This is a genomic window from Methylobacterium sp. WL103 (assembly GCF_008039885.1).
Lineage (GTDB): Bacteria > Pseudomonadota > Alphaproteobacteria > Rhizobiales > Beijerinckiaceae > Methylobacterium > Methylobacterium cerastii.
Genome location: NZ_VRUX01000145.1, coordinates 1 through 8,828 on the forward strand (window position 1 = coordinate 1; position 8,828 = coordinate 8,828).

An 8,828-nucleotide genomic window follows, 5' to 3' on the forward strand; every position below is an offset into this window, starting at 1 on the left:
GCCATGGGCGGCTCGGAGGCGCGGACGCTGGCCGCCCGCTACGGCGAGGGCTTCTCGGCGGCGTACCGCGAAAACTTCTCCGCCGAGGTCGCCATCGGCGACATCGCCATCCTCGAATCGCTCTCCGAGGAACGACCGCGCGCGGTCGCCATCGACCGCCGCGACACCGACCCGGCGGCGCAGGTGCGCCTCAAGGTGTTCTCGCGCGGGGCGTCGCTGCCGCTGTCGGACCGGGTGCCCGGCCTGGAGAACCTCGGCTTCCGCGTGATCAACGAGCGGACCTACAGCGTTTCGGCGGTCGGCGCCGACACCAGGGTCTGGCTGCACGACATGCTGCTGGAGCGCGCCACCGGCGCGGCGATCGAGATCGGCCCGCTCGAGGCGCCGCTGGAGGCGGCGATGCTCGCCATCGCTGCGGGCCAAGCCGAATCCGACGGCTACAACCGCCTCGTGCTGGAGGCCGGCCTCGCCTGGCGCGACGTGGCGTTGCTGCGGGCGCTCGGCCGCTACCTGCGCCAGCTCCGCGTGCGCTACGGCCAGGATTACCTCGCCGCGACCCTGAGCCAGCACCCCGGCATCGCCCGCCAGCTCGTCGCTTTGTTCTACGCCCGCTTCGACCCCGTCACCGAGGGCGACCGCCAAGCGAACGAGGCCGCCGTCCGCGAGGCCATCGAAACGGCGCTCGCCGACGTGACCAGCCTCGACGAGGACCGCATCCTGCGCCGCTTCGTCAACCTCGTGGAGGCCGCGGTCCGCACCAACTTCTTCCAGACGGCCGCCGACGGGCTCCCGCGCGAGACCATCGCCTTCAAGTTCGCCTGCGCCAAGGTGTCCGGGATGCCGCTGCCGCGGCCGTTCTTCGAGATCTTCGTCTACGCGCCCCGCGTCGAGGGCCTGCATCTGCGCTACGGCTATGTCGCCCGAGGGGGCCTGCGCTGGTCGGACCGGCCGGAGGATTTCCGCACCGAGATCCTGGGGCTGGTGAAGGCCCAGCAGGTGAAGAACGCGGTGATCGTGCCGGTGGGCGCCAAGGGCGGGTTCTACCCCAAGCGCCTGCCGCCGGCCTCGGACCGCGCGGCCTGGCTCGCCGAAGGCACCGAGAGCTACCGCATCTTCATCCGCACGCTGCTCGAACTCACCGACAACTTCGTCAGCGAGGGCATCGCGCCGCCGGCCGACACCGTGCGGCACGATTCCGACGACGCCTACCTCGTGGTCGCCGCCGACAAGGGCACGGCGACCTTCTCCGACATCGCCAACGCGCTCTCGCTGGAGCGCGGGCACTGGCTCGGCGACGCCTTCGCCTCCGGCGGCAGCCAGGGCTACGACCACAAGGGCATGGGCATCACTGCGCGTGGCGCCTGGGAGGCGGTGAAGCGCCACTTCCGCGAGATCGACGTCGACACCCAATCCGATCCGGTGACGGTGGTCGGCGTCGGCGACATGTCGGGCGACGTGTTCGGCAACGGCATGCTGCTCTCGCGCACGCTGAAGCTGATCGCGGCCTTCGACCACCGCGACGTGTTCCTCGACCCGAACCCCGACATGGCCGTGAGCTTCGCCGAGCGGAAGCGGCTGTTCGACCTCGGCCGGTCGAGCTGGGCCGACTACGACAAGGGCCTGATCTCGGCCGGCGGCGGCGTGTTCTCGCGCGCGCTGAAGGCGATCCCGCTCTCGGCGGAGATCCAGGCGGCGCTGGGCTTCGACCGCGCCTCCGCCTCGCCGGCCGAGCTGATGCAGGCGATCCTCAAGGCGCCCGTGGACCTGCTGTGGTTCGGCGGCATCGGCACCTATGTCCGCGCCACCACCGAGACCGACGAGCAGGCCGGCGACCGGGCCAACGACGCGGTGCGCATCACCGGCCCGGAGATCCGCGCCAAGGCGGTGGGCGAAGGCGCCAACCTCGGGCTGACGCAGGCCGGGCGGATCGAGGCGGCGCGTGCCGGCGTGCGGCTCAACACCGACGCGATCGACAACTCGGCCGGCGTCAACACCTCCGACGTCGAGGTGAACATCAAGATCGCGCTGATGATCCCGGAGCGCGACGGCCGCCTCGACCCGGACGCCCGCAACGCGCTCCTCGTCGCCATGACAGACGAGGTCGCGCACCTGGTGCTGCGCAACAACGAGCTGCAGACCCTGGCCCTCACCCTCGCCCTGCACCGGGGCCTCGGCGAGACCGGTTTTGCAATGCGCACGATGCAGGGGCTGGAGGCGGAAGGCCGGCTCGACCGCGCCGTCGAGGTTCTGCCGGACGACGCGACCCTCACCGAGCGCATGCGCCGCGGCGAGGGTCTGACGCGGCCGGAATACGCGGTGCTGCTGGCCTACGCCAAGCTCTCGCTCTACGACGCGGTGCTGGCGAGCCCGGTGCCCGACGACCCGTACTTCGACCGCGAGTTGCAGCGCTACTTCCCCAAGGCGCTCCGCGAACGCTTCCCCGACGCTGTGAAGGGACACCGTCTGCGCCGCGAGATCATCGCCACCGCCCTGTCGAACATCATCGTCAACCGCGGCGGCATCTCGCTCGTCACCCGGCTGACCGACGAGACCGGGGCGGACGCGGCCACCATCGCGAAGGCCTACGCCGTGACCCGCGACGCCTTCGGCCTGATGGAGCTGAACGCGGCGATCGACGGGCTCGCCGGGCGCATCGGCGGGCAGGCGCAGGTCGGACTCTACGCCGAGGTGCAGGACCTGCTGGTCGACCGCATCGTCTGGTTCATCCGCAACCTCGACCTGACCGGCGGCATCGCTCCGCTCGTCGCGCGGTACCGCGACGGGATCGGCGCGGTGCTTGCGGCCCTTCCCGGCGTCCTCGGCGCGGACGCCAACGCCGCGATCGAGCGGCGGCGGGCGGAGCTCGTCGGGCAGGGCATGGACGACGAGCCGGCCCTGCGCCTCGCCTCGCTCCGCGCGCTGACCTCGGCGCCCGACATCGTCCGCGTCGCAGGCACCAGCGGGCGGCCGGTGGCGGAGATCGCGGCGACGCATTTCGCGCTGGAGCGGGAGTTTTCCCTGGATGCGCTGGCGGCCGCCGCCCGCGCCGCGCCGGTCTCCGACACCTTCGACCGGGTCGCCCTGGAACGGGCGGTGGCCGGCATCTCGAGCGCCCACCGCCAGCTCACGTCGGAGGTCGTGGACGACATCGGCCCTGGGCCGGAGGCGGTCGCCGCCTGGGGCAAGGCGCGCGGTCCGGCGCTGGCGCGTATCCGCGGGGCGGTCGACGCCATCGCGGCCTCGGGGCTGACGGTCTCGAAGGCCACCGTCGCCGCGAGCCTGCTCGGCGATCTCGTGCGACGCTGATCGGCCCGGTCGCAGACACGAAAAAGCCGGCCCGGCGCTTGAGCGGGACCGGCTTTTTAAGGGCCGACGGGTTGTGCGCGTAGGCTCAGAACGGGCCCATCCGCATGTCGAGCATGCGCTGGTTGTGCTCAAGCCAGAGGCGCAGCATCTGCGAGAACAGGCCGGGCTTCGGTGCAGGCTGGGTCATGGTTCGCACTCCGTAGGTGTGACGGTCGTAGACGCCGTCCGTTCGCCCGGAAGATGCGCGTCATGGTGCATCGCAACAATGGCGTCCGTCGTACGTAACGGATGCGTTGATCGCATGGCAAGCGCTAAAAATTAACGATTTTGCGCCGGGGCATGCGAAAATTGCAGTATCTTGCAGCTCGGCTGCGAGCGTCGTTCTTCATGTCAGCCGGGATGGATCGGCGCCGGCAGCACCGACCGCGTCGGGCCCGACATCGCCGACAGCGCGAGGCCGAGCCCCAACGTCGACACCGCCGCCGCGATCAACGGCAGCTGCGCGTATCCGACGCCCGCGGTGAGTGCGACCCCGCCGAGCCAGGCGCCGGTGGCGTTGCCGAGGTTGAACGCGCCCTGGTTGAGCGTCGAGGCGAGGTTCGGCGCGTCGCTGGCGGCCTCCACCACCCAGATCTGCAGCGGCGAGACCAGGGCGAAGGCGAGCCCGCTCCACACCACCAGCGCCGCGAGCATCGCGAACTCGAAGCGGGCGACGCCGGCCAGCAGCGTCAGCACGGCGATGAGGCCGAGGAAGCTGCCGATCACCGTGGCGGTGAGATTCCCGTCGGCGAGCCGTCCGCCGATCAGGTTGCCGGCGGTCAGCCCGATGCCGGCGACGAACAAGGCGCCGGTGACGCCGCGGGCGCTGAGTCCGGTCACCCCCATCAGCAACGGCGTGATGTAGGTGAAAACCGTGAAGAAGCTCACAGAGGACAAGGTCGAGACCAGCATCGGCCGAAGCACGGGCCAGCGCCCGAGCGCCCGGAACTCTCCCGCCAGCCCGCCGCGCGAGCCGGGGAGCCCGGCCGGCACGAACAGCTGGATCGCGAAGCCCGCCGCGACGCCGATCGCCACCACCGCCCAGAAGGTCGCGCGCCAGCCCGCCGCCTGGCCCAGCGCGGTGCCGAGCGGCACGCCGAGCACGTTGGCGAGCGTCAACCCGGCGAACATCAGCGACACCGCCTGCGTCCGCTTCTCCCGCGGCACCAGGTCCCGCGCCACGATCGCGCCGATGCCGAAGAAGGCGCCGTGGGCGAAGGCGGTGGCGATGCGCGCGAGCATCAAGGTGGCGTAGGTCGGCGCGACGGCGCAGGCGACGTTGCCCATGAGGAACACCGCCATCAGGGCGAGCAGCGCGGTCTTGCGCGGCAGGCCCGCGGTGGCGATCGCCACGAGCGGCGCGCCGACCACCACGCCCATCGCGTAGCCCGAGACGAGGTAGCCGGCCTGCGGGATCGTGACGGAAAAGCTCTGCGCCACCTCCGGCAGCAAGCCCATGATCACGAATTCCGTGGTGCCGATGCCGAAGGAGGCGACGGCGAGGGCGAGGATCGGCAGCGAGGCCATTCGGAGGCTCCGTTGGCACGGGATCGGGCGCGCGGGCGCCCGTCCCTCTTTGTGCGGTGCGGTATGCCGTCAACATGGCGGATCGCCCGCGGTTGCGAACCATCGGTGATCGGGACGCAGCCCTGTTCTACGGACGGGTCTGCTGTAGGAGGCGTCGATCGGGCCGGGATAACTGCCCGGGTGCGTACACTGCCACCCCGTCGTCGTGCAGGCTGCTGATTACAGTCCTAGGCGTAACGCGTGGCGACCGGCCGTCGCGATCCTCAGAATTCGATTGGAGACGACGTGATGAAGGCTCTTATCCTTGCAGGCGCGACGCTGGCCGCCGCCGTGGTCGCGGTTCCCGCAAGCGTCGAGGCCCGCCCGTATGGCGGTGGCTGGGGCGGCCATGGCGGGTTCCGCAGCGTCGGCTTCGCCGGCTCGCGCGGTGGCTTCGTCGGCTCGCGTGGCGGCTACGGTGGGTATCATGGCGGCTACGGTGGATACCGGGGCGGCTATGCCGGCAATCGCGGCGGATACGGCTACCGCGGCGGCTACGGCCGGGGCGTCGGCTACGGCATCGCCGGCGCCGGGATCGGCCTGGGCCTCGGGCTCGCGGCCGGCGCCCTGTCGGGTGGCTTCGGCGGCTACGATGACGGCAGCAGCTACGGCGGCGGGTATGGCGGCTACGGCTACGCCCCCGCCTACGGCGCGAGCTACGCACCCGTCTACAACGGGAGCTACGGCGGCTACGCGCCGGCTGCCTACGGCTACGGCAGCGGTTGCACCTGCTCGGGCTACTGAGCCGAACGGCTGAGCCGCGCGGCGGCGGGCGCTTCTGGCACCCGCCGCCCAGGTATCTCAAGTACAACCCGCCTCACGGCTCGGTCAGCGGCAGGCCGCGGCTCGGCGGGCTCCAATGCAGGTCCGGCGTCGCGGCGTAGAGCCGGCGGTGGGCGAGCACCGCGTAGGTGTCGGTCATGCCGGCGATGTAGTCGGCGATCCGGCGCGCGATCCGGCCCGGCGGCGCCCCATCGAGCCCCGCGCTCCATTCCTCGGGCATCCGCGTCGGGTCGGCGGAGAACGCCGCGAACAGGTCCGCGACGATGGCGTTGGCCTTCTCGCGCACCGCCATCACCTCGGGATGCCGGTACATCCGCGCGTAGAGGAAGCGCTTGATGTCGGCGTCAGCGGCCGCGATCGCGGCCGAGAACGCGATCGCCGGGGCGTCGGCCGCGCGGATGTCGGCGACGCTTGCCGGGGCCAGACGATCCAGCCGCCGCCGGCTCTCCGTGATCACGTCCTCGACGAACCGGGTGATCACCCGCCGCGCGAGCTCGTGGATGGTGCGCGACGCCTCAAGGCCGGGGTGCAGGGCGGCGATCTCGTCGAGCAAGCCGCGCAGGAACGGCACCTCGCCGAGGTCGGCTAGGTCGAACAGGCCGGCGCGCAGGCCGTCGTCGAGGTCGTGGCTGTCGTAGGCGATGTCGTCGGCGAGCGCCGCCGCCTGCGCCTCCGGGCCGGCGTGGCGGGCGAGCTCCAGCGGATGCAGGGCATCGTATTCGAGGATCGCTGCCGGGATGCCTTCGCGGGCGTAGCGCGGAGTCGGGCGCCCGTCCGGGCCGAGCAGCGGTCCGTTGTGCTTGACCAGGCCCTCCAAGGTCTCCCAGGCGAGATTCAGTCCGTCGAAGCCGGCGTAGCGCCGCTCCAGCCGGGTCACGATCCGCAGGGCCTGCGCGTTGTGGTCGAAGCCGCCATGGGACGCCATGCAGGCGTCGAGCGCGTCCTCGCCGGTATGGCCGAAGCAGGTGTGGCCGAGGTCGTGGGACAGCGCCAACGCCTCCGCCAGGTCCTCGTCGAGGCCGAGTGCGCGGGCGAGCGCGCGGGCGATCTGGCTGACCTCCAGGGTGTGGGTCAGCCGGGTGCGGTAATGGTCGCCCTCGTGGTGCACGAAGACCTGGGTCTTGTGCTTCAGCCGGCGAAACGCAGTGGAATGCACCACGCGGTCGCGGTCGCGCTGGAAGTCGCTCCGCGTCGGCGAGGCCGGCTCTGGGATCAGCCGCCCCCGGGTCGCGCCCGGGTCGGTGGCGTAGGGCGCGCGCCAGCGCTCACCGTTGGCGCGCACGGGTCCCGCCCATCTGTTCGCGATGTCCTGCCCGCATGGTCCCCTCGCGGTTCGGCGACGCACGCGTTGCGGCGCGCCGTCCTACCTCATATCTTGGTTCGATCACGCGGCAGGCAATCGCCCGCCGCGCCCAGACCCCGACGACAGCGCCGATGGCTTCCCCGATGGCCGAGATCACCCTGACCCCCCGCGCCGCCAAGCGCATCAACGAGATCATGGTCGCCGAGCCGCCGGGCGCGGCGCTCCGCGTCAGCGTGAACGGCGGCGGCTGCTCGGGCTTCTCCTACGCCTTCGACATCACCCGCGACCAGGCGGCGCAGGACGTCGCCATCGAGCGCGACGGCGCCACCGTGATCGTCGACCCGGTCTCGCTCGAGTACATGGCCGGTTCGACCATCGATTTCGTCAACGACCTGATCGGCCAATCCTTCAAGATCGAGAACCCGCAGGCCACCTCGTCCTGCGGTTGCGGCACCTCGTTCTCGCTCTGACCCCACCCGACCTCCCAACGCCGGCACCGTTGTGCCGGGACGAAAGGTGCGGGCCGGCGAGGCTTGCGACAGGGTTTGCGACGTGGCGCACCGATTGCCTCGCGCGCCGAAATGCGGGACGACGGCGCCGTCTTCTCGGTCTGGCAATCCCGGCAGCGGTCCGCACACGATGATCCCTCACCGAACGGTCCGCGCCAGCCTGCTCCGGGCGGCTCGACTCTGCATCTGTGCCGGCCTCGTCCTCGGGGGCGCCAGTCTTGCGGCCGTCCCGGCCACGGCGCAGGAGGCGGCCTCCGCCGTCCAGGACGTCGTGCTCGTCGACGTGGCGCTGCCGCTCGGCGATACGCTGTTCAAGGCCGCCCGCGTCACGGTGAGCGGTACCCGGCTGTCGCGCGGCGACCTGACGGCGATCCTGGCACCGGACTCGGCCGAGCCGTGGGCGCCGCGCCTCGCGCGCCTGGAAGCGGCGAGCATCTCGATCCCGGTCCTCGTCTCCGAACATCCCGGTCCCGGCGGATCGCTGCAGACCGTGACCTACCGCGAGGTCACGGCGCGCGACGTGCGCGCCGGCCGCATCGCCGAGCTGACCATGGCCGGCGCCGGCGTCGCGGTCTCCGGCGCGCAAAAGGGATCGGGCACTTACGGCCGGATCGTCGCGAGCGACCTCGACCTCGCCGCGCTCGTGCGGCTCTCCTCGGAACCGGGTGACGGGAAGGGGCCGGTGCAGCGGGTCTACGCCGCGATCCGCGTCGCCGACGTGACCTACACAGAGGATTCGGGCGTCGCGATCCGGATCGCCGGGCTCGAAGGCCGCGACTTAGGCGGCCGCCAGATCCCCGGCGGGTGGAACGGCGCGATGGCCGCCCTCACCCGGGGGCTCGACGCGATCGACCCCGAGATGAAGGCCGACGCGCGCGGCCGGCTCGCCGCCACCGCGGCGGATCTTGCCGACGCGGTCTCCTTCGGCAGCCTCGAACTGCACGGCCTCGCCATCAGCCGGACCGGGGCCGGCGCGCCGATGCTGGTCGAGGTCGGGCGCCTGGCGCATGTCGGCACCGGCGCCGAGGCCGGCACGACGTTCGAGGCGATCGCCTTCGCCCAGGGCGGGGTGAAGGCCCGGCTCGCGCGGGCGGCCCTCACCGGCGTCTCGCTCAGCCCCACCATCGCGGCCCTGCGCCGCCTCGCCGACCCGAACGCCGCCGTCACCGACGAGGCTTTGCGCCGCCTCGCCCCGGCCATCGGCGGCCTGACCTTGCAGGATTTCAGCGTCGAGTTGCCGGCCGATCCGGCAGCGGAGGCTAGGCAGACCAGCCGCAGCGCCGGTAAGCCGCCCGCCGTCGCCGGCGACCCGCTCGGCGTTC

The 8,828-nt window shown here is 71.9% G+C and carries 5 protein-coding genes and 1 pseudogene; 4 read left to right on the forward strand and 2 right to left on the reverse strand.

Going from position 1 to position 8,828, the window contains the following annotated elements; translation table 11 throughout:
* Positions 1 to 3,306, forward strand: a 3,306-nt coding sequence (locus tag FV222_RS11255) for an NAD-glutamate dehydrogenase domain-containing protein (protein WP_147814301.1), incomplete at its 5' end; no start/stop codon positions are given.
* Positions 3,307 to 3,696: 390 nt separating this feature from the next.
* Here the strand turns inward: FV222_RS11255 and FV222_RS11260 are convergent.
* On the reverse strand, positions 3,697 to 4,872 hold the full coding sequence (locus FV222_RS11260) for an MFS transporter (protein WP_147814303.1): 1,176 nt from the start codon (positions 4,870 to 4,872) through the stop codon (positions 3,697 to 3,699).
* Positions 4,873 to 5,160: 288 nt separating this feature from the next.
* Between FV222_RS11260 and FV222_RS11265 the strand changes: the two genes are divergently transcribed.
* Complete coding sequence (locus FV222_RS11265) at positions 5,161 to 5,655, forward strand: hypothetical protein (protein ID WP_147814305.1); 495 nt, start codon at positions 5,161 to 5,163, stop codon at positions 5,653 to 5,655.
* A 73-nt stretch (positions 5,656 to 5,728) separates the two neighbouring features.
* Here the strand turns inward: FV222_RS11265 and FV222_RS11270 are convergent, their stop codons facing one another.
* Positions 5,729 to 6,976 (reverse strand): deoxyguanosinetriphosphate triphosphohydrolase, encoded by a 1,248-nt coding sequence (locus tag FV222_RS11270; RefSeq protein ID WP_147814307.1) that lies wholly within the window; start codon positions 6,974 to 6,976, stop codon positions 5,729 to 5,731.
* Positions 6,977 to 7,140: 164 nt separating this feature from the next.
* On the opposite strand from FV222_RS11270, the gene FV222_RS11275 reads away from it, so the two are divergent.
* Positions 7,141 to 7,467: an iron-sulfur cluster assembly accessory protein gene (locus FV222_RS11275; protein WP_147751928.1), complete on the forward strand. Its 327-nt coding sequence runs from the start codon at positions 7,141 to 7,143 to the stop codon at positions 7,465 to 7,467.
* A gap of 169 nt (positions 7,468 to 7,636) precedes the next feature.
* Positions 7,637 to 8,828 (forward strand): annotated as a pseudogene (locus tag FV222_RS11280) (hypothetical protein); the annotation flags it as partial.